The sequence below is a fragment of the Mucilaginibacter sp. PAMC 26640 genome (assembly GCA_001596135.1).
Classification (GTDB): domain Bacteria; phylum Bacteroidota; class Bacteroidia; order Sphingobacteriales; family Sphingobacteriaceae; genus Mucilaginibacter.
In genome coordinates this window covers 3,932,033-3,958,132 of record CP014773.1, presented here as the reverse complement: position 1 = coordinate 3,958,132, position 26,100 = coordinate 3,932,033, and the positions used below count along the sequence as shown (strand labels likewise).

At 43.0% G+C, this 26,100-nt stretch carries 24 protein-coding genes and 1 other annotated feature; of the genes, 5 read left to right on the top strand and 19 right to left on the bottom strand.

Annotated elements, in window-relative coordinates; all coding sequences use genetic code 11:
• Window positions 1-5 precede the first annotated feature (5 nt).
• The 5 genes from A0256_17110 to A0256_17090 form a co-directional block, all read right to left on the bottom strand.
• Complete coding sequence (locus A0256_17110) at window positions 6-1,046, bottom strand: hypothetical protein (GenBank protein ID AMR33015.1); 1,041 nt, start codon at window positions 1,044-1,046, stop codon at window positions 6-8.
• Window positions 1,047-1,092: 46 nt separating this feature from the next.
• Entirely contained in the window at window positions 1,093-1,785 is a 693-nt protein-coding gene (locus A0256_17105) for an NAD-dependent deacylase (protein AMR33014.1), read from the bottom strand.
• 103 nt (window positions 1,786-1,888) lie between these two features.
• On the bottom strand, window positions 1,889-2,455 hold the full coding sequence (locus A0256_17100) for a hypothetical protein (GenBank protein AMR33013.1): 567 nt from the start codon (window positions 2,453-2,455) through the stop codon (window positions 1,889-1,891).
• A gap of 39 nt (window positions 2,456-2,494) precedes the next feature.
• Window positions 2,495-3,583, bottom strand: coding sequence for a hypothetical protein (locus A0256_17095; GenBank protein ID AMR33012.1), 1,089 nt, complete (start codon window positions 3,581-3,583; stop codon window positions 2,495-2,497).
• A gap of 9 nt (window positions 3,584-3,592) precedes the next feature.
• Entirely contained in the window at window positions 3,593-5,620 is a 2,028-nt protein-coding gene (locus tag A0256_17090) for a hypothetical protein (protein ID AMR33011.1), read from the bottom strand.
• Between the two features lie 100 nt (window positions 5,621-5,720).
• Window positions 5,721-5,917: a binding site (cobalamin riboswitch), on the bottom strand.
• Between the two features lie 45 nt (window positions 5,918-5,962).
• On the opposite strand from A0256_17090, the gene A0256_17085 reads away from it, so the two are divergent.
• Together A0256_17085 and A0256_17080 are read left to right on the top strand one after the other, a co-directional pair.
• Window positions 5,963-7,210 carry a hypothetical protein gene (locus A0256_17085; GenBank protein ID AMR33010.1) on the top strand — a complete coding sequence of 416 codons (1,248 nt, stop codon included), beginning with the start codon at window positions 5,963-5,965 and terminating at the stop codon, window positions 7,208-7,210.
• 47 nt (window positions 7,211-7,257) lie between these two features.
• A complete protein-coding gene (locus A0256_17080; GenBank protein AMR33009.1) occupies window positions 7,258-8,196 on the top strand; it encodes a hypothetical protein in 939 nt (312 codons plus the stop codon).
• A gap of 362 nt (window positions 8,197-8,558) precedes the next feature.
• Here the strand turns inward: A0256_17080 and A0256_17075 are convergent, their stop codons facing one another.
• The 13 genes from A0256_17075 to A0256_17015 all read right to left on the bottom strand — a co-directional run bounded on the left by A0256_17075 (window position 8,559) and on the right by A0256_17015 (window position 22,366).
• On the bottom strand, window positions 8,559-8,903 hold the full coding sequence (locus A0256_17075) for a 50S ribosomal protein L20 (protein AMR33008.1): 345 nt from the start codon (window positions 8,901-8,903) through the stop codon (window positions 8,559-8,561).
• A 76-nt stretch (window positions 8,904-8,979) separates the two neighbouring features.
• Entirely contained in the window at window positions 8,980-9,180 is a 201-nt protein-coding gene (locus A0256_17070; protein AMR33007.1) for a 50S ribosomal protein L35, read from the bottom strand.
• 152 nt (window positions 9,181-9,332) lie between these two features.
• Complete coding sequence (locus A0256_17065) at window positions 9,333-9,899, bottom strand: translation initiation factor IF-3 (GenBank protein ID AMR33006.1); 567 nt, start codon at window positions 9,897-9,899, stop codon at window positions 9,333-9,335.
• 1 nt (window position 9,900) lies between these two features.
• Window positions 9,901-11,826, bottom strand: a complete 1,926-nt coding sequence (locus tag A0256_17060) for a threonine--tRNA ligase (protein AMR33005.1) — start codon at window positions 11,824-11,826, stop codon at window positions 9,901-9,903.
• Between the two features lie 244 nt (window positions 11,827-12,070).
• A complete protein-coding gene (locus tag A0256_17055; GenBank protein AMR33004.1) occupies window positions 12,071-13,315 on the bottom strand; it encodes a hypothetical protein in 1,245 nt (414 codons plus the stop codon).
• Window positions 13,316-13,380: 65 nt separating this feature from the next.
• Window positions 13,381-14,493: a hypothetical protein gene (locus A0256_17050; protein ID AMR33003.1), complete on the bottom strand. Its 1,113-nt coding sequence runs from the start codon at window positions 14,491-14,493 to the stop codon at window positions 13,381-13,383.
• A gap of 2 nt (window positions 14,494-14,495) precedes the next feature.
• The gene (locus tag A0256_17045; protein AMR33002.1) at window positions 14,496-17,141 is read right to left on the bottom strand and encodes a DNA gyrase subunit A; all 2,646 of its coding nucleotides are present in this window, start codon (window positions 17,139-17,141) and stop codon (window positions 14,496-14,498) included.
• 365 nt (window positions 17,142-17,506) lie between these two features.
• Window positions 17,507-17,860, bottom strand: a complete 354-nt coding sequence (locus A0256_17040; GenBank protein AMR33001.1) for a hypothetical protein — start codon at window positions 17,858-17,860, stop codon at window positions 17,507-17,509.
• Between the two features lie 122 nt (window positions 17,861-17,982).
• On the bottom strand, window positions 17,983-18,891 hold the full coding sequence (locus A0256_17035; GenBank protein AMR33000.1) for a coproporphyrinogen III oxidase: 909 nt from the start codon (window positions 18,889-18,891) through the stop codon (window positions 17,983-17,985).
• Between the two features lie 112 nt (window positions 18,892-19,003).
• Window positions 19,004-20,248: an MFS transporter gene (locus A0256_17030; protein AMR32999.1), complete on the bottom strand. Its 1,245-nt coding sequence runs from the start codon at window positions 20,246-20,248 to the stop codon at window positions 19,004-19,006.
• Between the two features lie 113 nt (window positions 20,249-20,361).
• Window positions 20,362-20,559, bottom strand: a complete 198-nt coding sequence (locus A0256_17025; GenBank protein AMR32998.1) for a cold-shock protein — start codon at window positions 20,557-20,559, stop codon at window positions 20,362-20,364.
• Window positions 20,560-20,801: 242 nt separating this feature from the next.
• Window positions 20,802-21,281: a hypothetical protein gene (locus A0256_17020; GenBank protein AMR32997.1), complete on the bottom strand. Its 480-nt coding sequence runs from the start codon at window positions 21,279-21,281 to the stop codon at window positions 20,802-20,804.
• Between the two features lie 272 nt (window positions 21,282-21,553).
• The gene (locus A0256_17015) at window positions 21,554-22,366 is read right to left on the bottom strand and encodes a sugar dehydrogenase (protein ID AMR32996.1); all 813 of its coding nucleotides are present in this window, start codon (window positions 22,364-22,366) and stop codon (window positions 21,554-21,556) included.
• 205 nt (window positions 22,367-22,571) lie between these two features.
• Here A0256_17015 and A0256_17010 point away from each other — a divergent pair, with 205 nt between their 5' ends.
• From A0256_17010 to A0256_17000, 3 genes are all read left to right on the top strand, one after another.
• Window positions 22,572-22,781 carry a hypothetical protein gene (locus A0256_17010; GenBank protein AMR32995.1) on the top strand — a complete coding sequence of 70 codons (210 nt, stop codon included), beginning with the start codon at window positions 22,572-22,574 and terminating at the stop codon, window positions 22,779-22,781.
• 33 nt (window positions 22,782-22,814) lie between these two features.
• The gene (locus tag A0256_17005) at window positions 22,815-23,339 is read left to right on the top strand and encodes a hypothetical protein (protein ID AMR32994.1); all 525 of its coding nucleotides are present in this window, start codon (window positions 22,815-22,817) and stop codon (window positions 23,337-23,339) included.
• Between the two features lie 255 nt (window positions 23,340-23,594).
• Window positions 23,595-25,235, top strand: a complete 1,641-nt coding sequence (locus A0256_17000; GenBank protein ID AMR34597.1) for a hypothetical protein — start codon at window positions 23,595-23,597, stop codon at window positions 25,233-25,235.
• Here A0256_17000 and A0256_16995 read toward each other — a convergent pair.
• The gene (locus tag A0256_16995; protein ID AMR32993.1) at window positions 25,225-26,094 is read right to left on the bottom strand and encodes a hypothetical protein; all 870 of its coding nucleotides are present in this window, start codon (window positions 26,092-26,094) and stop codon (window positions 25,225-25,227) included. The genes A0256_17000 and A0256_16995 overlap by 11 nt on opposite strands.
• Between the last annotated feature and the right edge of the window lie 6 nt (window positions 26,095-26,100).

The following is a 26,100-nucleotide window of genomic DNA, read 5'->3' as shown; positions in this document are numbered from 1 at the left end:
CCGGATCATTTTGCTGCCAGCTTAAAATACTTAATCTGTTTGCGCTTATCGGTATAAGTTACATGCAGAAAACCGGCTGGGTCATAAATAACTGCCGGGTAACTGAACTCACCGCTGGTTTCATTTTCAAATGTAAAAACGTCTGCCCAATGGATGCCATCTGCCGATGTACCCAGTTTAAGTACCGACCTTCCCTCCCACCAATTTTTACCTGCCGTTAACGGATTGTAAACCAGGTACTGCTGGAAGCTATTTGTGGTAGCCGCATCAACGCCTGAGTTTGGATTGGGGATACTGGTTTTGGCAACCTTGCTCCAACTGGCACCACCATTTTCAGACCAGCTTTGTACCAGCACATTCTGTTTGCTTCGGGCAAGTAATTGTAAACGATTGTGGGGATACACTAAAATTGTTGGCTGTATGGCCTGAAAGGTATCACAGTTGATCGTGATCTTTTGCCAGTGAGTCAAATCAGCGTCGGTTTGCTCAAGGTGAATGGTCCATGATTTTTCATCCACACTTTCCACGCTCGATGGATATAAAATTTTGCCTGATGTTAATTGTATAGGTTTATCTTTTATCGGTCCCAAAAAACCATCCGGCAATTTGACGGCAGCTGACCATGTTTTACCCTCATCAGCAGATACTTTATACAGTGCCCACCATTCCCGAGGATTTGGCCCAACTTTGTAGTGCAGGTATAATTTCCCGTCGGCTGTTTTAAACAATACAGGGTTCCAACACGCAATCGTTTTACCGTCCGTCTGTTTACCATCCGCAATATTTACAGGTTTGCTCCAGCCGGCTGCTGTTTTAATAGATGCCCAGATAGCTACATCACTACTGCCTTCATGGTCGCCTGCAAACCAGGCAGCCATCAGCGTTTGCTTGCCTAGTTGTACAATGGTTGACGCATGGCAGGCATTAAATGTCCCCAAGTTGAAAATGCTACTGTTTTCGATAATTTTCGTTTGAGCACTCACGACAGAAAAGGATGACGAAAAATAAATAGCAGATGCTAAAAGAACAACAACGGTAAACTTCATAACCCAAAGTAAATAAAATTAGTTGATGTGGCAACCGTCAATACCTTTATCGGTGATCAGCCATTAATAATTCATCCACCAGCATTGGCACCCCAACAGACGCTTTAAATGGCATCTCCACCACCCTGGAGCTTGATGACACCGGAATATTTGGATCAATGATATAACGGGTCACATCACGTGGTACATAGTTAATTAACCCTGCCGCCGGGTAGACGGCCAGCGACGTTCCTACGAGAATGAAAATATCAGCTTCTGCACAGATCTGCGCAGCTGTTTCAATCATGGGCACCGCTTCACCAAACCAAACTACATGCGCCCGGAGTTGCGACCCCATTTCACATTTATCCCCCATTTTAATCTCCCATCCAACTATAGGATATGTGAGCCTTGGGTTAAGACTTGATTGTGAGCGGGTAATAATACCATGCAGATGCACTACATTGGTAGAGCCGCCGCGCTCGTGCAGATCATCTATATTTTGGGTAATGATAGTTACTTGATACTTTTCCTCCAGCCGGGCAAGCGCCAGGTGAGCTGCATTTGGTTTAGCCTCTAAAACAGATTTACGGCGCTCGTTGTAAAACTGCTGCACCATTGCCGGGTTTCGTTCCCAGGCTTCGGGAGTAGCCACATCTTCTATGTTATAGCCTTCCCATAAGCCGTCGCTATCTCTAAAAGTTTTTAAACCACTTTCCGCACTGATGCCTGCTCCGGTAAGGATCACTATCTTTTTCATGCTGTAAATTTAAGTTTTATGGACTGCCGTATCGATTTTCAGGCAAACAAAAAAGCGGCTCTGCCTAAACAGAACCGCTTTTGATTATGCGCTATTGAGGCCTCTAAAGTGCCAGTTGTTTTTTACCTTGTAGGCTTGTGTACTTACTTTTTGCCAGTTCAAAACCGCCGAAAAGGATTGCGCCGTATATGGCATCACTTATCAGCATGTTGGTTTCAAACGGATAAACAGCCTTCATTAGTAAGTTAGTGTAGTTGGCCCATGTTGCCGGGAGACCATAAACAAATGGGAGATCCATTATTAACCAGTGAATCAACACGGATACTACCGAAGCGGTAGCCAGGTTTACCACGTTTACTTTTTTTATTAAAGTACCTACAAATACCATTAATATAAAACAACCATACATGTAAAGCGATGTGCTATAAAATGTAAGTGAAGATGTATAAATATAATTAATAACGATATCGCTTACAAAAAGGGCTGCTAGCGGCACCGCGTAAGCTTCCCATTTCCGGGTAAAGTAAACACCGCCAAATAATGCAACAGCGCCAACAGGTGTAAAATTACTCAAAGCCGGGAACTGGGTATTGACGATACGCATCGCAATGGCCGCAACCACCATACAAAGGATGGTAACAAATCTTATATTGGTCTTCTGTTCTGACATAAGGGCAAATTTATTGATTATCCACTGGATTATAAAACGCTATTTATTCACTAAAACTACAGCACCCGGGTTTACCCCTGTAGTTAAAATATATTCCTTTTTACCTGTTTTATCAAAGGCATACAGTTTTCCGTTACTTACGTAATCAATCGCATCGGTAACAAAAACTTCGCCGGTGGTGTTATCTATAGCAAGGTCGTAAGCTACAGAAAAAGTTGTTCCATCAGTTATGAAGTTTTCGTTAGAAACGACATCATTTTTTACATTGTACACTTTAACCTTTCCTGCATCGGTAAGATAATAAGCCAGGTCGCCATTTATGAGGAAAGATGAACCATAACCTGCATCGATACTGGTGCTTTTTTTAACAGCATCGTTAGCATTATCTATAATGGTTAAAAGTGGTTTGGATGGATAATCGGTACCGTAAGAAATCACGTAAACATCACCATAAGCATCAGCAGCAATATCTATTGGGTTGCTCGGTACCTCAATTTTTTTAAGCTCGGTCAGGGTGTTTAAATCAATAACAGAGACCGTTTTATCCGGCCCTACACCGGGCGTGAAAGAATCGAGCCCGCCGGAATTAGCAACATATAGTTTCCCATTAGAAACCACCATTTGCTCCGGGTTACGGCCAACTGAAATGTATTTTTCAACTACCAGACTAGCAGTATCCAGCACAGCAACTTTGCCATCATAGGTAGAAATGAATGCTTTGTTTTTATTGAAAACAACAGAGCGGGGCTGACGGGCCTTTGTTCCGTCAAAAAGTTTAATTTGCTTGATAGATTTCGCTGTTTTAGGATCAATGATCTCAATAGTACTCGATACGTTTACTACGACATACATTTTTGAACCATAAACTTTAATGTCGTTACCAGTATCACCAATTCCTGCCCCGGCATTTACCGCTGCAAATATATCAGGGGTAGTTGTTTTAGCGCTGTAATTATAATAGGTTAACGAACTGTTATTGTGCCCAAAGCCACCTTCATTTAAGATATAGATACCGGCGCGTTCGGCAGTTGGCGCATCCGGGGCAGGTACATAATCTTTGCTACATGATGCCAGCAGGCTAATAAGTGCGGTGGCCGCTAAAAGAGTTTTAAGTTTGAATTGCTTCATAGTGTAATTTTAAATTGTTATTTGAATAGAGAATCTGTACGACCGGCCCGGCATGGGGAAACTGCGAATGACAGCGTAATTTTTATTAAATAGGTTATTAACTTCTATTGAGGCGAGCAATGGAATGTGCCCGCTCATCAATCTATAAACAGCTGAGGCATCACTGATAGCATAAACAGGCAACTTGTATTGCGGGTCATTATTACCGGTGTAGTATCTTGATGAGGAAAACAGGTAATTATAATAAACCCCCAGGTTGCCATGATTGAGCCCTCCGTTTAAGGCTAGCGTATTTTTAGGCGTGTAAGCTATTTGGCCAAGATAGGTTGATGCACCAGGGTTGCTTACATCCTGTGCCTGCTGATAGGTATAATTTGCACTGAGTGAACCGCTCCACCTATTAAAATGCCGGCTTTGGGTTTTGATTCCCAAATCTACCCCCCTGATGTTTACCTTGCCAAGGTTGCTAAAAGAAAATATCGCGGGATTTTGATTTGGTATTGCCTGGATCTTGTTAGTTACATCATTATAATAGGCATCAGTAGTTACCGTAACGTATTCCAGTAGGTTGTTAAGGTTTTTAGACCAGGTAAATCCTAAATCGTATTCCTTTACAAATTCCGGTTTAATGGTTCGGGGTACGAAAGCAAAAAAATAAAGTTCATCTAAGGTAGGCGCTCTAAAAACGTTTTTGTAAAATGCCCTGAACTGAAGGTTTTGAATTGCAAACGGCTTTACAGATGCCATTAACGTTGGAGACAAGATGGATTGACTTCTAGATGCTGTTCCACTTTTGACAGTTTCGGAAAGGTTAGTTTGAAGCAGGTTGCCGTGGAAAATCCAACGGCCTATTTTATAGTTGGAGGCCAATACATTTAATAGCGTAAAGCGCGTAGGGGAAGCATAATTGTAAATGTCGGCATCGACATTTACCCGGGAAGCATCTATCGCACATGATATCTCCCAATTGGGCAGCAAATGGTAAGCCAGTGCAGCAGACTGGTAGTACTCGCGTTGTTTGTAATGCTGTGTTATGAAGCCCTGTGCATTTAAAAAGTTAGGATCGTAATAGGATGTTTTAAGTTGTGATACTTTACTGTTGAGTAACAAGGCCAATCCATTTAACCAGGTATGCTGATAAGTAGCCTGGCCAAATAAATCTTCATTGTTTAATCGTTGTCCGGTAGCTGGGTTATAATATACTATAGCGCCGGGTAAACCGCGCTTTGCATTATAATAATTTATGTGGATGTTGAATTTATTGCTATCGTTTTTTGTCCAGTACAATGCTGCGTCGCTTTGTAGCGATTTAACATCACCATTTTTGCGGATAGCTAAGGTATCCGATCTATCACCATCAACTTTAAATTTATACTGCCCGTTGGCCTGGATGTAGTTTCCGTTGGCTATAAAAGACCACTGGCTGCTAATGCGTTGCTGCCATTGCAAATAGGGATTGATTAGCCCAAAGGTCCCTCCCTTTACCCCTGCCTGGATTTGATACGGTTTTGCAGGCGTTAAAATTGGCTGGGTGGTTTTTATGCTAAGTACGCTTGCCGATGCAAAGGATCTGGCGGGTTGCAACAGGCTTTCGGGTTGGCCGTTGTAAAGAACAATGTCCTGTACATTTATCAAATTAAATTTACTCAGGTCAATTTGCCCGTTTTGGGCATCGTTGAGTTGTACGCCGTCGAATAATACCGCGGTGTGACTTGCGCCCAGGCTGCGTACCGAAATTGTTTTCAACCCGCCGATGCCACCGTAATCCTTGATATTTACACCCGTGAAATTGCGCACTGCGTCGGCCACATTAAAAGCGCCAATCCCCGCAAAATCTTTTTGATTGAGCACTTGTGTTGGAACAAGTGTTTGAACATTTGGTGCAAATTTCGCTTTTACCTGTATCTCCTTTAGTTTTTTTATAGTATCGGTTTGTGCCGAAGCATGAAACGAAAACATCAGCAATCCCAATAGCATAAACATCTCTTTTTGGGAGAAAAAATGCGCTTTAGAAAATGACAGGAAATAATACTTCATGCTGATCTGTTAAACCCCACAGCATACAAGAATGAATAGAATGGAAATACGCCACTTTTGATAAGAGCATTCACATCCAAGCTTCAATCCCCGAAAGCTATGAATAATATAATGCTGAGGCAGGTATTCTGACTTGCGCCCCTTTGTCCCGTCTTCCCATCCGCGCATGCGAACAGTGACTTTTTAAGAATGGACTCCGGTTGATAGCGCTTACAGCTGCGGGACAGTTACAGATTTACACTGTATTCCCTTTTAATCCTAATGACAACATCAGGAACCTAAAGCGCTGCGAAAGTACAACAACATTTAGCATCGGCAAACAATTGCTTGTATATTTATCCTATGACAACTCGCCTGCTCCTATTCTGTTTATTGATTACTAATGCTGCATTGGCACAAAAAACCGATACCGTGTTGCTGAAACAGCTGCTGCAATCGCACCCGGAACTATTTAGCGGTATTTTAAACCACCCCGCCAAAAACGAAATACAGATTCTTTACACACAGATAAACCGCGACGAACGTAATAATCCTCACTTCACAACTTACAGCTATAGGCTCAATCCGCACCATTATTTTTACCCGGCCAGTACCGTGAAACTGCCTACAGCCATCTTTACATTAGAAAAGATCAACGCGTTGAGATTAAAGAAATTAAAAACTGCCGATATGCTTACCGATAGTGCTTTTAAAGGACAAAGCCGTGTATTGTCAGATACCTTATCCAAAACAGGGTTGCCTTCTATTGAGAATTACATTAAGAAAATTTTGCTGGTGAGCGACAACGACGCCTACAACCGCCTGTATGAATTTACCGGCCGGGAGGAGATCAACAAAAATCTAAAAAAGTATGGTCTACTTAATACCCGCATTGTGAGCCGCCTTGCTGTTGGCGACCGGGGTGAAAGCGCACGCAACACCAACCCTGTTAATTTCTATTCGAGCAATAAGCTGATCTATACAAAAAAGTCACTGCGCGACACCAATGATTACCCGATGCAACTGGAGAATATGATCCAGGGCAAAGGTCATCTGGACAATAAAGACAGCCTGGTGATGACACCGTTTGATTTTAGCAGTATGAATATTTACCCACTGGCCGATCAACAGATGGTGATCCGCCGGTTGCTTTTTCCGGAAGCTTTCACTAAAGACCAGCGTTACAATTTAACGGCCGGCGACTATAAACTTATTTACCGTTACATGAGTATGTTCCCCACTGAAAGTAACAAGCCAACCTACAATCGCCCGGAATATTACCCGGCCTATTGTAAATTCCTTTATTACGGCGCAGACAGCCTGGCAACGATCAACCCCAATGTACGCATCTTTAATAAGGTTGGCGACTCGTACGGTTACGATATCGATAACGCCTACATTATTGATTTTAGCACTAAGGTAGAGTTTATGCTGAGTGCCGTTGTGCAATCCAACGAAGATGGAATTCTGAATGACGACAAATATGAGTACAAAACAGTATGCCTGCCGTTTCTTAAAAACCTTGGGCAAGTGATTATGCAATACGAACAAAAACGGGCCAAAAAATTCCTGCCCAACCTTGATAAATTCCGCATGAGTTACACTGAATGAAATTTATTTAACTAAAGGCAAACCACATTTGCTATCAGCTGTTTAAAATGGTATCAAAACCACCTACCATGAGAATAGCAACTATGCAAAACAGATATAAAGGCCCCGCTGCTAAGCAGGAGCCTGCAATAAATTTATCAGCAGCTGAACGAACCATTTCTATAGCTGGCGGTACAAAGCTGGCATTATCCGGTTTAAAAGGGATATTTCGTAGCCCTTTTTCAAGCATTATTAAAATAGGCGCAGGGGGTTACCTGCTCAATCGTGGTATTACAGGTCATTGCCAGCTATATGCCGGAATGGGCCGCAATTCAACAGAACCGGTAAATATAAATATAAGATCAACCTTCTTTGTCGCGAAGCCACGTGAAGAAATTTATGCATTTTGGCGAAAACTGGATAACCTCCCTCTATTCATGAATCACCTGAAGAGTGTGGAACTGGTTGATGACATCCACTCGCATTGGGTATTAAAAATGCCTTTGGGTGCACCATCTCTGAGCTGGGATGCTGCTATTGTACATGATGACCCGGGATACATGATCGGATGGAGTTCTTTGCCTGATTCTATGATTGATAATGCAGGTAAAGTACGTTTTCAAGACAGCCCCGATGCTTTGGGTACCTTACTGGATGTTACCATTTCCTATCGCCCGCCTGCGGGTGGCTTTGGCGGTGGTATCGCACATCTTCTGAACCCGGTTTTCAAAAGCATGGTGGATAGCGATATCCGGAATTTTAAACGCTACATGGATATTGAAGATAACGGGCTGATGGAAGATGCAGGTGCATTTGAGGAACCCATTGCTTTTGTAGTTACAGAAACATTTATTGATGGCATGCCGGATAATGACCAGGGTGGCATCGAGCAAAATGATCGGGATATTGCGCATGATGTGGACAACCTGAAACAACCTTCTGATGAAACTGACCGACCATGGCAAAATCGCCAGGCACCTGGTGATGGAACCGCTACTAACCTTTAATAGCTTTGGCCCCTTAATAGGGGCCTTTCTTTTGTTCGCGTTCGCATACAAGCGCAGGTAGAAACGCCAAAAAACAGCCCGAACATACCCGAACGCACCGTCATGGGTGGTTTGCGACATGGTTACCAAATTACTTAATGTTGTAGGTAAGCCACAGTATATCATTAGCGAGCTTTTTTATCTTCTTAGGCTTCATCTTGATGACGACTAAAAGCTACAGCGCCAAAACTTCCATGCAAATTTTTCACCGTTTCAATAACCAGACCGCAAGGTTCCAATTATAATTGTAACCGCGATAATTTTAAACTAAAAAGGCTTCCAGATTACTCTGAAAGCCTTTTATATATCTAAGAATTCTATTCTTATTTCACAGCATCAATGATAGCTTTGAAAGCATCAGGATGGTTCATTGCTAAATCAGCTAAAACTTTACGGTTTAAACCGATTTCTTTAGCAGCTAATTTTCCAATTAATTGTGAGTAAGAAATGCCGTGCTGACGGGCACCTGCGTTGATACGCTGGATCCATAATGCTCTGAATTCTCTTTTCTTGGTCTTACGGTCACGATAAGCGTACTGTAAACCTTTTTCTACTGTGTTTTTTGCAACGGTATAAACCTTGCTTCTTGATCCCCAATAACCTTTGGCGAGGATCATGATCCTTTTACGGCGTCTTCTCGACGCGACTGCGTTAACTGAACGTGGCATTTGTTTTTGTTTTTGGTAGTGAGTGTCCAGCTAAGGATCTTTTGTTACTCTAATACCTGGTTAAAAAATTGTTTAATTACTTTCCGATGCAAAGCATACGTTTTACGTTACCTAAGTCAGCTTTAGAAACTAAGCTTGTGTGACTTAAGTTACGCTTACGTTTAGTCGACATCTTGGTTAAGATGTGGCTTTTGAATGCGTTTTTACGGGCAATTTTACCGGTTCCAGTAAGCTTAAAGCGCTTTTTAGCACTGGAATTGGTTTTCATTTTTGGCATAACTCTATTATTTATTTAGATGTGAGATTTGAGATGTGAGATATGAGAAGAAACTTCTCTTACCGGCACACTTCATTTCCCGGGTTTTTGCTTTATAATCTGTTAGTAAAAGACCGATAAAAATCTAAAGTCTCAAATCCAACATCTCAAATCTATTTTTTCAGCGCCTTCGGTGCAACGGTTAAAAACATCCGTTTACCTTCCAGTTTCGGCAATTGTTCTACTTTACCAACTTCTTCAAGCGCCTGTGCAAAACGAAGCAGCAAGATTTCGCCCTGCTCTTTGTAAACAATCGCACGACCCTTAAAGTGAACGTAAGCTCTTACCTTTTCGCCGGCCTCCAAAAACTTGGTGGCATGCTTCAACTTAAAGTCGAAATCATGGTCATCTGTATTTGGCCCGAAACGAATTTCTTTAATTACAGTTTGCTTGGCGTTGCTTTTGATCTCCTTAAGCTTCTTCTTCTGCTCGTAAATGAACTTATTATAGTCCGTTACTTTACAAACCGGCGGAACTGCATTCGGGGAGATCTCAACTAAGTCGAGTTCCTGCTCCTGGGCTATGGCTAAAGCATCTCTTAAAGAGAAAATACCTTGCTCAACGTTGTCGCCCACAAGGCGCACTTCCTGAGCCCTAATGAACTGATTGATGTTGTGTTCAGCTTCCTTTTTCTTAAATGGAAGCCTTGGTCCTCTGTTGAAAGGTTTGTTTAATGCCAAGTTATACTGTTATTTCTTTAATTATTTGAACTTTAAATTCTTCAATGCTCATACTTCCCAAATCTCCTGTGCCGTGCTTGCGTACAGAAACCTGCCCTTCAGCAGCCTCTTTTTCGCCCACGATCAGCATATATGGGATCTTTTTAACTTCAGCATCACGTATTTTACGCCCGATCTTCTCGTCTCTGAAATCAATTAGCCCGCAAATATCGGAATCTTTTAACACATCAGAAAGTTTTTTTGCATAATCTTCATATTTTTCCGATATCGGCAAGATAATAAATTGCTCGGGAGATAACCAAAGCGGGAAATTACCTGCGCAATGCTCAATCAATACTGCAATAAAACGTTCCATTGAACCGAAAGGCGCACGATGGATCATCACCGGGCGGTGTTTTTGATTGTCGCTGCCGGTATATTCCAGTTCAAAACGCTCGGGCAGGTTATAATCTACCTGGATAGTACCCAGCTGCCATTTACGGCCAAGGGCATCTTTCACCATGAAATCAAGCTTAGGGCCGTAGAAAGCGGCTTCGCCTAACTCCACAACGGTACTTAAACCCTTCTCTGCTGCGGCTTCTATAATTGCTGACTCCGCTAAAGCCCAATTCTCATCGGTACCGATATATTTGGTTTTATTCTCCGGGTCGCGCAAGGACACCTGTGCGGTATAGTTTTCAAAGCCTAATGCTTTAAAAACGTACAGCACCAGATCTATCACTTTTTTAAATTCTTCCTTCACCTGGTCGGGGCGGCAAAACAAGTGCGCATCATCCTGTGTAAAGCCACGAACACGGGTTAGGCCGTGCAGCTCGCCACTTTGCTCGTACCGGTAAACCGTACCAAACTCGGCCAAACGAACCGGCAGGTCTTTGTATGACCGTGGTTTAGTTTTGTATATTTCGCAGTGGTGCGGGCAGTTCATTGGTTTTAAAAAGAACTCCTCCCCTTCCTGCGGGGTTTTTATTGGCTGGAATGAATCCGCACCATATTTATCGTAATGCCCTGAAGTTACATACAGGTTTTTGTGCCCGATGTGTGGGGTCATTACCTGTTCGTAACCAGCTTTTACTTGTGCTTTTTGCAAAAAGTTTTGGAGGCGTTCGCGCAAAGCGGTGCCCTTAGGCAACCACAAAGGCAAGCCCATCCCTACTTTTTCGCTGAAGGCAAACAATTCTAATTCTTTTCCCAATTTGCGATGATCTCGCTTTTTAGCTTCTTCAATCAAATGAAGATATTCGGTCAGCTCACTTGCTTTGGGGAAAGTAACCCCATAGATACGTGTAAGCTGTTTACGGCTTTCGTCACCACGCCAGTAAGCACCGGCAAGGCTCATGAGCTTAGCGGCCTTTATAAAGCCTGTATTGGGGATATGCGGCCCACGGCACAGGTCCGTAAAATTACCTTGAGAATAAAAGGTGATCGCACCATCCGGCAGGTCTTTGATCAGGTCGAGTTTATACTCGTCATCTTTATCCGTAAAATAAGCAACGGCATCTGCCTTACTCACCGGCTTGCGGATGTACTGGTTTTTAGGTTTAGCTAACTCGATCATCTTATCTTCAATCTTCTTGAAATCATCAGATGATAAGGTTTTGTCGCCAAAATCAACATCATAATAAAAACCAGTTTCGATCGCCGGGCCTATCCCAAACTTTGTGCCGGGATAAAGCGCTTCTAGTGCTTCAGCTAGCAAGTGAGCAGAAGAGTGCCAGTAGGTTGCTTTACCCTTAGGGTCATTCCAGGTCAGTAATTTAACGGCTGAATCTTCTTCAATGGGGCGAGTGGCATCCCACACTTCGCCGTTCACTTCGGCGGCTAAAACGTTTCTTGCTAATCCTTCGGAGATAGACAGCGCTATCTGCATAGAACTGATTCCTTTGTCATACTGACGAACGGAACCATCTGGGAGTGTAATACTAATCATCTACAACTATGATTTAAATTTTTATAAATAATGAAATATGTAAATCACCTACTACTGTGATTTATCTCTTGCCGCAAAAATAGGAATTTTTATATAGCAGAAAAGTAAATTTAAGCTTTTTGGAAATGATTCATTCTCAAAAAAGACGGTCGCCGGAAAAGGATAAGCAAACCACAACTTACTGGGTGTAAACACAAAAAGCTGCCTGTTTAGGGGCAGCTTTTTGTGTTTCAAGGTAGCAATACTACAATTCTTTTAATAGCTTAGTGTATTTGGCAACATTAACGTCATCTTTTTTACCTTTATAATAAGTAATCAGATTCGATAATGCGTCAGCACTCTTGGGATTCAGTTCAACTGCTTTTACCAAGTACGGTTTTGCAAGATCAAACTCTTGTCCGGCTTTGGCCACTAAAGCATTGTATTGCTTAGTCATTGCCGAAGTGCCAGGCAATGCGTTTGCTGAGTTATAAGTTTCAATTGCAGGTGCAAGCAGTACGTAACCAAGGTTCAAGTTAGCTTCAAAATAATTTGGATCAACCTCTATGGCCTTTTTAAACATATCGGCAGCTTTTTCGTAGTTTTCTTTTTTCTTCAGATTAGCTGCGGTTTTGGCAGGAATGTCTTTAGTTTTTTTAGCAGCAGCAGAGGCACCATCTGCAGTTTGAGAATACACTAAGCCCGCGTAAAAGTAAAGCGATTTATTTTTCGGATCGTTTTTAATTGCCTCCAAAACTTTTTCAAGTACGGCCTGTGATTTACCGCTTTGCAAGCTAATTTCAATCTCTTTTTTACGTAATTGGGCACTTGATGGGAATTTTGTAACACCTTCCGCTACTATTTTTAAAGCACCTGCGGTGTCTTTTTTGCTCAAATAAGCATTAGACATTTCATCATAGATCCGTTCTACGCCAGAATACTTGGTAGTAACCAGTTTGGTATAGTTAGTTATAGCTCCGTCAAAGTTGCCGGAATTATAAGCTGCAAGGCCAGTGTATAGAATAGCAGTGGTATCATCCGGGCGAAGTGTACGGAAACCGTCGAATGATTTGTAGGCAAGATCATACTTTGCCGCCTGGAATTCTTTTACACCACGGTTAATGTAGTATTGGGCCAGATAAGAGTTGCCGTTATCAATCAGTTTTTTCTGTTCGCCTTTGGTATCCAAGGTTGCTGCTTTTTTCAAAGCCTCATCCGCTACAGGTATAAGAGTTGGTGCGGCAGTACTGTCTTTTAGAGCCAAACCGGCGTAAATATTACCTTTCAAAGCAAAGGTCTGTGCCAGCTGGCTGGTCTTTTCATTGGCAACAGCTTTATCTATAGATGTTTTAGCGTTAGCTAAATTAGTGAAAGCAGTTGCCGGTTGTATTTTAAGGAATGCTTCGTACTTGTCAAACTCGCTTTGAGCATTATTCAGCTCGCCCTTTTGTGCAAAAGTTGTTGCCGAGATAAGGCCGAGAAGGCCAGCCATCAAAAATTTAATTTTCATTTTAAATAGTTTTTGTATTTAAGTTAAAAGTTTGCCGTGAGCTACGCGCCACAGCTATTTTGCATTTAGTTAGTTACTTGTTGCAAGCTGCTGTTTATCCTGTTCAGCTGATTTTGATTACCAGTTTTTGTATACGCTAACTGTAATAACGCCAGGCAATTTTTATCCCGCGGTGCCATTTCATTAGCTTTCTCCAGCCAAAGTATGGCGCTGGTGATGTTCTTGTTTCCATCATCATTTTTTAAAGCGGTTTTTTTAAAATACAGCAGGCCTAAATTAAACACGGGCTCGTAAGCTGCGCCATTCAACTCTATCGCTCTAAGATATAAAGATTCTGCTCTATCGTACTGATTTAAATGATCATAACAGTTGGCAGCCACAAATGTAATATCAGCGTTGTTTGGATTGTTGTCTATCAGTTGAATTAACAAGGGTTCTAACGATTTATAGTCTCTTTCGTTATTATAGATGTTAGCTTCATCCTGCAAAAGCTGCTTGTCATTTGGTAAGAGCTTGCGTCCCTTTTTTAAAACCTGTAAAGCTTTAGCAGTGTCTCCCAACGATTTGTATATTGATGAGGCGGTAGCGAGATACTCAACACGTGTACTATCCGTATTGATGAGATTGCTGTAGTTTTTAGCCGCTTCCTGCAAATTCCCTTGTTTGTTATTGGCAAATGCCAAATAAGAATTAATCGGTTTAAATGAAGGAGAATAGGTTTTGGCTCTTTGAAATTGAATAGTGGCTTTTGAAAAATCACCTGCAGTGCTAGCTATAAAGCCTCTGCGAATATAGGCATCGGTAAGGCAGCGTTTTGAATAATCTATCTCGGGCTGATACTTGTAAGATTGTTGCTTGGTAGATAATTTATCAAGCAGATCGGCAGTTTGATCAAGAAACGCATCCGGCTGATTGAGTTTGTTTAGCGTATCGGTATTCAAAATGCTCGAATTCACGATGAGCCGATAGATGTTCTTCTCCAGGTCCGTAGAGTCTTTACGGGTTACGATCAAACTGTCGGCAGATTTTTTAGCTCTTGACAAAAAGGCCAAATCGCCTTTTTGCTTATAAAAAGCAAGGTTGTTTACCACTGCCTTAAGTGCTTCTGTTTGACCAAAAGCACAGGAAGTGATAAACAACCCTAAGATTAATATTCCGAATTTACGGCTATGCTGCATTTTTATTCTGTTTTGTCATCGTCTGCAGGTTCATCATCTGCCTCACCTTTGTCAATCTCCGTATCCGGATGGATCGGCAGTTCGTTATCGATACCGGCTTCAATATCTGCCTCGGTAGCGGCTAAGATTTCTTTATCCGCCTCAGCTTCTGCAATTACTGCATTATCCAGCTCTTCATCTTCATCATGCTCCACTTTCGCAACTGAAGCAATCGCATCGTTACCTTTCAATGTAATCAGCCTTACCCCTTGTGTTGCGCGGCCCATAGTACGCAGTTCACTTATTGCTATGCGAATGATAACGCCCGATTTGTTGATGATCATCAAATCTTCCTTATCAGTAACACCTTTTATGGCAACAAGTTTTCCGGTTTTATCGGTAACATTCAAAGTTTTTACACCTTTACCACCACGGTTGGTAACACGGTAGTCGTCAATGTCGGTACGTTTACCATAACCTTTTTCTGACACCACCAAAACAGTTGTTTCTTTATCGTCTACGGCGATCATACCTACAACCTCATCATTGTCGCTATCCAAGCTGATACCGCGTACCCCTGTGGCTGTACGGCCCATTGGCCTAACGGTTGACTCATTAAAGCGGATAGCACGGCCTGACTGCAGTGCCATAACAATTTCGCTGGTACCTGTTGTCAATGTTGCTTCCAGTAAAGAATCACCTTCGTTAATATTAATGGCGTTGATACCATTGGCACGCGGACGGCTGTAGGCCTCTAAAGATGTTTTCTTGATAACACCTTTTTTGGTACACATGATAATGAAGTTATTTTCCAGGTAGTCAGTATCCTTCAGCGATTTAAGCTTGATGTAAGCTTTAATATTTTCTTCTTTCGGGATATTGATGATATTCTGGATGGCCCGGCCCTTAGAGGTACGGGTACCTTCAGGGATCTCAAACACACGCAACCAAAAACACTGCCCACTCTCGGTAAAGAACAGCATATAGTTGTGGTTAGATGCCACCAGCAAGTGCTCTATAAAGTCGGCGTCACGGCTGTTGCTCCCTATAGCGCCTTTACCACCACGGCCCTGCCTGCGATACTCGGTCAGCGAGGTACGTTTAATATAACCTTCTCTGGAGATAGTGATCACTACGTCCTCATCCTCAATAAAGTCTTCTGTCTGCATCTCTGCAGATGAATGCACTATTTCGGTTTTGCGCTCATCGCCGTATTTCTCTTTTATCTCTAATAGCTCATCTTTGATGATCTGCATGCGCAGGCCTTCATCGGCAAGGATAGATTTCAAATAGTCGATGGTTTTCATTAAAGCATCGTACTCATCTTTGATCTTATCGCGCTCCAGTCCGGTTAAGCGCCTTAAGGTCATATCCAAAATGGCACGTGCCTGGATATCGCTCAAAGCAAAATTAGCCATCAAACCTTCGCGGGCTTCATCCGGTGTGGAAGAGGCGCGGATCAGGCGGATCACCTCTTCAATATGATCTAATGCGATCAGTAAACCCTCTAAGATGTGGGCACGTTTTTCGGCTTCGGCCAGTTCATATTTAGTACGGCGGATAACTACTTCATGCCTGTGCTCAACAAAATGATGGATCAGGTCCCGCAGGTTGAGCATCATTGGCCTGCCATGTACCAGCGCGATATTATTTACACTGAAAGAGGTTTGCAGGGCAGTATATTTGTAAAGATTATTCAGTACAATAGCCGCATTCGCATCGCGTTTGATCTCGTACACCACGCGGATCCCCTCGCGGTTACTTTCATCACGGATTGCCGTAATACCTTCAATTTTCTTTTCGTTAACCAACTCTGCAGTACGCTCAATCATCAGCGCCTTATTCACCTGGTAAGGTATTTCACTTACGATAATGCGTTCGCGCTCGCCATTATAGGTTTCTATTTCCGCCCGGGAACGGATAACAATACGTCCGCGGCCTGTTTCGAGTGCCTGGCGCGGGCCTTCATAACCATAGATGATACCACCTGTAGGGAAATCCGGGCCTTTTACATATTTCATCAATTCCGCAATTTCAATTTCGCGGTTGTCTATCAGGGCAACGGTTGCATCAATAATCTCCGACAAGTTGTGCGGTGCCATGTTGGTGGCCATACCTACTGCAATACCACTGGCGCCATTCACCAAAAGATTGGGGAACTTTGCAGGTAGTACCGTTGGTTCATGCAGGGAGTCGTCAAAGTTCAACTGGAAGTCAATCGTATCTTTATTGATATCGGCCAGCATCTCTTCGGCAATCTTCTCCAAACGAGCTTCGGTGTAACGCATTGCTGCGGGCTGGTCACCATCAATAGAACCATAATTACCCTGACCTTCCACAAATGGGTAGCGAAGACTCCAGTCTTGCGCCATACGTACCATGGCATCGTATACCGAAGTATCACCGTGCGGGTGGTACTTACCCAGTACCTCACCTACTATACGAGCAGATTTTTTGTATGGCTTGTTGTTAGCCAAACCCAGATCGAGCATACCATACAACACACGCCTGTGAACCGGTTTTAAACCGTCGCGGACATCGGGGAGTGCCCTGGATACTATAACCGACATTGAATAATCAATGTAAGCGGCTCGCATCTCCTCATCAATATTTATCGAAATTATTCTGTCTTCTTTATGCGGATTATCGTTTTCTGTCTCTTCAGCCATTTTTTTTGTAAGTGGAAAATATAATCAGTAATGCGTTTGAAATTGGTTTTCTTAAACGACCTGCGAAGTTAAGAATTTATATGGTGATCGCTTCTTTTTTTCCTAACATTTGACACCTTATGCCCTGTAAATGAGCAGGCTGTTCCGCTTTGCGAATGTGGAACACCACTATTGTGTTTATCGCTGATTATCAGTATTTTACCGATGCGACCTGGAACAAATTGGAACATCCCTGTTGTTTAGATAAAGCTTTTTAAAATGCTTGTAATAAGACATTTAAACAAATTTTTATACTTCTCAAAAAAATAGATTGGAACAGACATTTGGAACACTTCGGAATCACCTATCATAAGCATTTTTGCAAATTAAAGTGGGTTGCCATTTACTTTTTTCCAATATTCCAGCACGGTTGTTCCGTTAGGCAGACCCCCCTTCAAGCTGAGCGTATCGTGCCTTAACTGGTATTGATAATGCAGGGTAACCCCTGTTACTTTAGATGGCTGACTGCTGTAAGTTTGGGTTTCAAAGCAGGTATCCTGCGCCAAGCGGTAGTTGCCTTTTTCATAGATGAGGGTTTGCTCGCCTTTCTCGATAAACAAGCCTGTATAGGTCATTTTATCGTATTTGCGCTGGAGTGTGTAACCCCCGGAGGGTTTTTCAGCTTTGCCATTGTAAATACCGCCCGCGTATTGGTAGGTGCCGGCCAGGGCCTTGAGCATACGATGAGCGGTTCCCGGGGGTTTTCCGCCCTCTAAACTCCCTTCATGCACGATATCATTGGGTCGGAAAGAGAGAAGCGTTCCGACCAATAAAATTGGAGGTATGAATTTCTTTAACATATCTAAACCCAATTGATGCCTTTCTTCAAAAGCGACAAGGTCTTTTCTTCTTCACTGCCGGGCTGCGCGTGATAATCATATACCCATTTGGCAGTTGGCGGCAGGCTCATCAGGATCGATTCTATCCGGCCATTGGTTTCCAGTCCGAAACGGGTTCCGGCATCGTACACCAGGTTAAATTCGGTGTAACGGCTGCGGCGCTGGTACTGCCACTGCTGCTGCTCCGGCGTAAATGCTTCGTTACGGTGGCGGTTCACCAATTCGGTGTAGGTAGGTATGAATGAACGACCAAGCACTTTAGAAAATTCAAAGATCATTTCCCAGTTCATGCTGTCGTTGGCGGTGAGCCTGTCATAAAAAATGCCGCCTACGCCCCGGGTTTCGTCACGGTGTTTTATAAAGAAATAATCATCCGCCCAGATCTTGAACCGGTGATAAAAGCCGTCGTTAAAATGATCACAAACATTTTTAATTTGCTGGTGGAAGAATTTTGCATCCTCTTCAATTACATAATGAGGTGTGAGGTCTATCCCCCCGCCAAACCAGCGCACCGGCGCTTCGCCATTGGTCACGGGCATTTCAAAATAGCGGATGTTCATGTGGATGATCGGCACCATCGGGTGGTTGGGATGGATAACGATAGATATGCCGGTGGCAAAAAAGTTATCTAGCTCCACGTTCAGCGCCTTTTTCATAGTGTGCGGCAGGGTGCCATGCACCGCAGAAAAGTTTACGCCGCCTTTTTCAAAGATATTCCCATTCTGGATGATGCGCGTACGGCCACCGCCCCCGCCATCGCGTTCCCAAATTTCCTCTTCAAATTTTGCCTGTCCGTCGGTAGCCTCCAATGCTGCACAAATCTCGTCCTGTATCTCGCGGTAACCGGCAGCAACTTGTTCCTTAGTAATCATCAATTAGTGTTTATTAGTCTTGTGAATTACTTATTTAGCCAGCAAAACTAAACAAACTATCGGTTTTACTCAATCCCTTGCCGGGCTGTTTAACCAATCTGGTTAAACTGTACTAGCTTATCCCCGCTTCCTCTTCTATGTAATTTAAATCTTTACCAAAGGTTTCTTTTAGCTGACTTAAGGCAAACAGCGCTACCAGTGTTAAAATCCCCATCATAATATACCCGCTGGTGATCATCCCATAATGCACTACAAAAGCGTTAAACGCCAGATTAATGGGGATCAGCGATCCACGTACAAAATTCGGTACGGTAGTAGTAACGGTTGAACGTATGTTGGTGCCGAATTGTTCCGCCGCTATGGTTACAAACGTAGCCCAATAGCCAACTGTGCACCCCATAAAAAAACAGATCCACACAAACTTATCATGCGAAATTCCTTTTGAACTTAAATAGGTGGTCGCGCTGATTACAGAAAGCAGCAGAAATACGGCCATGGTCAATTTTCTTGATTTAGTTACCTGCGCCAGCAAACCTGCAAAAATATCGCCTATAGAGATGCCAATATAGGTATAAAGTACCCCTTCACCTGCGCTAAGGGGAACGGCCGCTCCCAAAGCCTTACCAAACTCCGGCGACAGCGTTACCAGCACCCCCACTACGTACCAAAGCGGTGCGCCTATGAGTATGCAATACAAATACTTTTTAAATCGCGCAAAACTGGTAAACAACATAAAGAAATTGCCTTTAGATACCGCACTATCCTTAACGTTTTTAAACATGCCGGATTCAAAGGTGCCTAACCGCAACAATAACAAAAGAATACCCAGGCCGCCACCTACAAAATAAGCCTCGCGCCAGCCGTATTTGGCTACCGCATAGGCCGCGGCAGCACCAAATAGGCCAATTACTGCCACGATCATGGTACCATAACCCCGCTTTTCTTTGCTCAGCGTTTCGCTCACCAGCGTAATGCCGGCACCAAGTTCTCCGGCCAAACCAACACCTGCAATAAAGCGGATAAATGCGTAAGTATTAACATCGTGTACCAGCCCGTTGGCAAAATTGGCGACGGAGTAAAGCAAAATAGAACCGAACAAAACTTTAATACGGCCGAGCTTATCACCAATAACGCCCCATACAATGCCGCCCAGTAGTAAACCAAACATTTGTACATTGATGATAAACTGCCCTTTAATAAGCATGTCTGCATCTGCTATACCAATATCTTGCAGGCTTGCTTTACGCACTATAGAAAACACCAGTAGATCGTAGATATCAACAAAATAGCCTAACGAGGCTACCAGTACAATGAATATTACATTTTTAGGGATGTTCGCCGGGGAGCTGTCGTTCATATCAGGTAGTTTAATTGGTAAGGCTAAAGTAAATATAGCGCCAGGTCGCGCCTAATTTTTTTACATAAAAAAAACCCCTGCTTACACAGGGGTGCTATTATTTAATAAGCTGACTAAACTTTTTTTACGTTTACAGCCTGTAGCCCTTTTCTGCCATCTTCAACGTCGTATTCAACGCTGTCGTTATCCTTTATAGCATTTACGCCGCCTTGTACATCTTTAAAGTGCACAAACAAATCTTTGCCATCATCGGTAACAATAAATCCATAACCTTTTTGTGTGTTAAACCATTTTACTTTTCCAGTTTTCATAATCTTGTTATAATCGGTATTAATAATTTTGTTTGATGATGAGTGAGTAATTCAACTGAGTATAAAAAGGTTTGATATTCAATTATAGAATGTACAACTATCATTTCAAATATATAAAATTATTACTAAGCAAATAAAAATATTTGTGCAAGTAAACAAATTGTAAAAAATGGGTTAAAACAATAAAAGCCACCCTATTGGGTAGCTTTTATTTTGTGATTTTTTGGATTTTGCCTTGCAGATTATTTTACGGTCTGGAAGAAGTAAACACCGGCAGATGGTGTAACTCTTACCAAAAATTCGTCGTTATCTTTTTTCAGGTCAACAAAGTAAACAGTGTTATCAAAGCTGTTGTCGTCGCCGGTCTCTAATTTGATAACTTCCTTAGCGAAGTAACCTTCGTATTTAGTACCAATTTCTTTTCTTGCTTTCTCAGGCAATGCATTGAACTGTACGTTTTGAGTTACACCGATCAGTTCGCCACGCAGATTGTAAAAAGCTGACATTTTAACGTCATCCAAAGTAAAGCTTACTTTCTGGAAGTTTGAACTAACTTTCCATGAAGCATTTTGAGCACGGGCGAAATCACTGTTGAATTTGGTGATGGCGGCGTAAGTTACGTTTTCAGTACCATCTTCAATTTTAGGAGCGCTGGTTGCAGCATATATGTTAGTGGTGAACAAGCTGGCAGCGATGGCGATTGTTACAAATATCTTTTTCATATCTTTTATTTTTTAATATTTTAATTTACATAACAAAAGTACACTCCCGTTAACAATACTCCAAATTATGATCAATTATTATGAATATTTGATAAATAAAGGCATCGAAATAAGAAAAATTAAAAAATCAGCCTGATACTTAGTGTGAAATTTACAATATCTAAATAAAATCGACTACAGCTTATTGTAAAGAATACACTAAGTTAATTTAATGTAAAGCAGTTCAGCGTTTGTGACCTTACGATGACAAATTTGACCATTTATCTCCTTTTTTACCCGTTATCCGCAAAACCCGGATACAAAGTCATCCCCCCATCCATGAAAATCGTGGTTCCAGTGATGTAATCCGCTTCATCAGAAGCCAGCCAAACGGCTAATTGGCCAATATCCTTCGGCTGCCCTATGCGGCCGTAAGGTATCAATGTCAATAGTTTATCCAAGGCTTCCGGTGTTTCCCAGGCGTCTGTGTTAATAGGGGTTTGAATAGCACCGGGGCCGATGCCAACCACCCTGATCTTGTGCGGGGCCAGTTCCTGTGCAATACTTTTCATAAACATACTGATGCCGCCCTTACTGGCAGCGTAGTTTACGTGGCCGGCCCAGGGTATTACCTCATGAACACTGCTCATGCAAATTATTTTACCTGCTGCCGCACTTCGGCCTTCCACCACTCCCCTTTTAATGAATTCTTTAGCTGCCTCCCGCGAACAAAGAAACTGACCAGTTAAATTAACGCTTATTACCGTGTTCCATTCATCAAGTGTCATATCTACAAAACTGGCATCCTTTTGTAAGCCTGCATTGTTTACGAGGATATCCAGCGTGCCATATTTTTTGATGATTGCTTCGAACATGCTTTTCACGTCATCTTCCTTGCTCACATCTGCCTGATAAGCAAATGCTTCGCCGCCGCTATCTGTTATTTCTTTCACCGCTTCCTCTGCAGCGTCACCGTTATGGGCGTAGTTTATTAGCACTTTTGCGCCTGCGGCAGCCATTGCTATCGCCACGCCTCTGCCTATACCGCTATCTGAGCCGGTTACCATGGCCACCTGGCCGTCAAGTTTTTTCAATCCTGTTGTCATTTGCTACAAAGTTATTTTAACGGATAAAGTCCGATTTAGCTGAAAATGTTTAATAAAGATGATAGTTAACTTGTTAAAGTTACCATTGAGCAATTGCGAGAAAACTTCACGTTATATGGGCAATGTTTAAACTCGCGCAAAAACACCAAATTACTGCTATACTTTTGCAAAAGAATTAATAACCGGCTTTAACACAATCTAATATATGATCATTCATGATAGGCAGATAAAAACGTTTTTCAAAAATATTATGGCTAATGCGCTGGTGCTAATCTGCTTATTTGGCGGTGAATACGCGTACTACTATCATTTAAAAAACGGGAAGGCTCAAGTTAAGCTCAAGAAAGAAGATCTTGGTGACTCAAAGCCCGGAAATTCAATTTTAAAAGCTGTAAAAAAAGTTTATTATCAATAATCAAACTATCTTAGCTTAAAAATAAAACCAGCCATGAAAAAATTATCACTTTTAATTGCGGTAGTATTAATTACCTGCACCAGCTCTTTTGCACAAATGACCAAGGAACAAGTTGTAGCCGAATGGACACGTGCCAAGGCTTATACGAAAGCCTACCTGGATGCGATGCCAGCCGATGGTTTTACATCCAAAGCCACCCCGGAGGTGCGCACTTATGCTCAGCAGTTCCTTCACCTGGCCGATGCCAACTACTTTTTTATTGCAACCGTTACCGGAAAAACGCCGCCATTAGCCAAAGGCGTATCGGTAGAAAAAACGGTGGAGCAAACCAAGGAGGCGACTACGAAAGCCGTTTTGGATAGTTATGATTTTGCCATTGCTTCCATAGCCACCTTGGCTGATGCTCAAATGCAGGAAACGGTTGAGATGGGCAAAATGAAAACCACCCGCGGCCAATTGTTGGCAAAGGCGTTTGAACACCAAACCCATCACCGCGGCCAGGGCACTATATATCTGCGCTTAAAAGGTGTTACCCCACCGCCGGAAATGTTGTTTTAAAGAAGCATTCAAAATAATTTTCAAAGCAGAGCCGCCTAATGCAGCTCTGCTTTTTTGATTCATTACCCGCCAGACCTACTGCCGGAATGATGAATTTTCCTCATCGTATAGTTTGTTTAGGTGAATAATGTATATCAGCATTTGTCTTAATAGGGATTTGTTAGATGCCCTAACCAATTATGATAACTTTGCTTAACAGCAACCAAATAACAGCCCCGCCGGTTGATTCAGCTGGCTACAACCCTATCCGCCAATATGAATGCAATTTTTAAACCTTATGCGATAATTTCGGTATGCACTTTGGCAATGGCACTTTCCGCCTGCCGGTTTAAAACAAAAGATCAAGCCGGACAAGGGGCTTTGATCGCTGATACTACCACCAATAATTCGATTAAAAAAGGCCCGCATGATACGCCTTTAAAGAATGCTTTCGGCGTTAATAGTTACGAATGGAATTTTCTGGAAGACCCGGCCGCGCCAAATAACCGCAATCAGATCTATGAACCCCATATGGCGCTCATCAAATCGTTCAGCGCGGTGAGGCATTACATGAACTGGAAAAAGCTGGAAAACACCGAAGGAAACTATACCTACAACCCCACCAACGATGGTAGTTGGAATTACGACCTGATTTACACCCGGTGTAAGCAGGATAGTATACTGGTGCTGGCCGATCTGAAAAACCTGCCCGTTTGGATGATGAATACTTACCCTGCAGACCAGCGTGATGATGAGAACGTGCCGGTGCCCTATGGCTCGGATCTGTCTTTACCATCATCCTATGTCATCCAGGCCCGTACAGCTTTTCAATTTGCCGCAAGATATGGTTATAACAAGGCTATCGATCCCGCTTTAGTTAAAGTAGATACCCGCCCCCGTTGGGCGAACGACAAGCCTAACGAAGTGAAGATCGGCCTGGGTTTAATTAAGTACATGGAGTGCGGTAACGAAAACGACCGCTGGTGGAAAGGTGACAAAGCCACACAAAGCCCGGAGCAATACGCAGCAAACCTTTCTGCTTTTTATGATGGCCATAAAGGTACCCTTGGCAAAAATGCAGGTGTAAAAACGGCAGATGCCAGCATACAAGTAGTGATGAGCGGCTTGGCTACTGCGGATACCAGTTACGTAAGCCGGATGATACAATGGTGCAAAAAAAACCGGGGCCTTAAGCCGGACGGCAGCATTGATCTTTGTTTTGATGTGATCAATTATCACCTGTACGCAAACGATGGCCAAATTTTAACCCATAAAAAGCCAACCATAGGTGTAGCGCCCGAACTATCGGAAGCCGGAGCCATTGCCAACGGTTTTATAAAGCTGGCCAACGGTTTACGTAAACCACTCCCGGTTTGGGTTACCGAAACAGGATACGATATTAACGGCGGCAGTTACCAGCACGCCCATGCCATTGGCAACAAACCGGCATTGCTTACCCAGGCCGACTGGATCTTACGCAGCGCCTTATTGTACATGCGCCATGGTGTTAAACGACTCTTCTTTTACCAGCTTTTTGATGCCACACCCAATAACAGCGAGCAATATGCTACATCCGGACTGGCAGAAGGAAATAAACGACGCCCGGCCGCAGATTACATTCTGCAAACTACCAGGCTGATGGGCGGGTATACTTACCAGGGCACCATTAGCCAGGAACCATTGGTAGATCAATATAAAATGGGGACAAAAACAATGTATATATTAACAGTGCCTGATCAAAAAGGCCGCAGGGCAAATTATACGCTCGATTTGGGTAGGTGGGCAAAATCGGCAGCGATTTATAATTTAAAGGCTGGTGCCGATGCGATGACCAAAATCCTGGTGAAAACTAATGGGGGCAAGCTGTTGGTAAAGGTATCGGAAACGCCGGTTTTTGTGGAAGGGATCAGCGAGTAAGGATTTTTTTAAGGCTCCCTCGTAATTGCTGCACATAAGCACCGCCAAACAAATTCACATGTACCAATAAAGGATACAAATTCCAAAGATCGAGCCGCTGCTCCCATCCTTTTGCTAGTGGATAGGTTTCCTGATAATTTTTATAAAATTCCGGGCTGAATCCGCCAAATAAAGTGGTAAGCGCAAGATCCATTTCCCGGTGCCCATAGTATACGGCCGGATCTATGAGGCAAGGTTCATCGTTGGTATCAATGAGGTAATTGCCGCTCCACAAGTCGCCATGAAGAAGCGCTGGTGCTTCAGGCACAAACAGATCCGGGAGCTGCTGGTAAAGCCGGTTAAATTGCGCCTGATCGCTATCGTTCAATTGCTGCTTTTTGATGGCAGAACTAAGGAGAGGCTGCAAACGCTCGGTGATATAAAAGTTCGCCCAATTGCTCTGCTGCTTATTCGACTGATGCAGCGAGCCGATGTAATTGTCCTGATCAAACCCAAAACTTCCGGATGTATAACGGTGCATTGCTGAAAGTTTACGGCCAAGGTTAGCTGATCCGGCCGGTGTGGCCCGCTTGCTTTCGATCCATTCCATCAGCAGGAAACTTTCTCCGTCTACCTCATCATGTAAGTATACTTTAGGGATGCGGACAGTTTGGGTGGCGGCCATAGCGTATAATCCTTCCTGCTCACGCAGGAACATATTCGGAAATTTACCGGCTGAATTTACCTTGAGCAGGTATTTTGCGGCAGTGGTTTGCAAACCGTAAACAGCGTTAATATCGCCGCCGCTCACGGGGCTGCTATTGGCAATTGTTACCGAAAGCCTTTGCTCGATTAAGCTGATGATGCCCGAATTTATCATTTACCT